This window comes from uncultured Jannaschia sp., assembly GCF_947494055.1.
Lineage (GTDB): Bacteria > Pseudomonadota > Alphaproteobacteria > Rhodobacterales > Rhodobacteraceae > Jannaschia.
Window position 1 is genome coordinate 1 of record NZ_CANLTR010000238.1, and the last position, 252, is coordinate 252.

Here is a 252-nt window from a genome sequence, read left to right on the forward strand (position 1 = left end):
TTTGCGGCCGGCGTCGCGGGCGACCTCCAGGACGGACATGGGGCCGAGGCGGGCGACCTCGTCGAGCAGGAACAGGATGCGGCCGCGGACGTCGCCGTCGGCCTCGTAGGCGGCGTTCAGGAGCGCGCCGACGACGATGCGGCCGAGACCCGGCGTGGCCTGCAGGACCTTGAGGGGGATCTGCACGAATACGGTGAGGTTGCCCTCGCAGAGCTCGCGCGTCCTGAAGGCGTCGCCGGAGACGAGGTCGGC

At 72.2% G+C, this 252-nt stretch carries 1 protein-coding gene; it reads right to left on the reverse strand.

Annotated elements, in window-relative coordinates; all coding sequences use genetic code 11:
- Window positions 1–252, reverse strand: a 252-nt coding sequence (locus Q1A87_RS23995; RefSeq protein WP_299657436.1) for a type IV secretory system conjugative DNA transfer family protein, incomplete at both ends; no start/stop codon positions are given.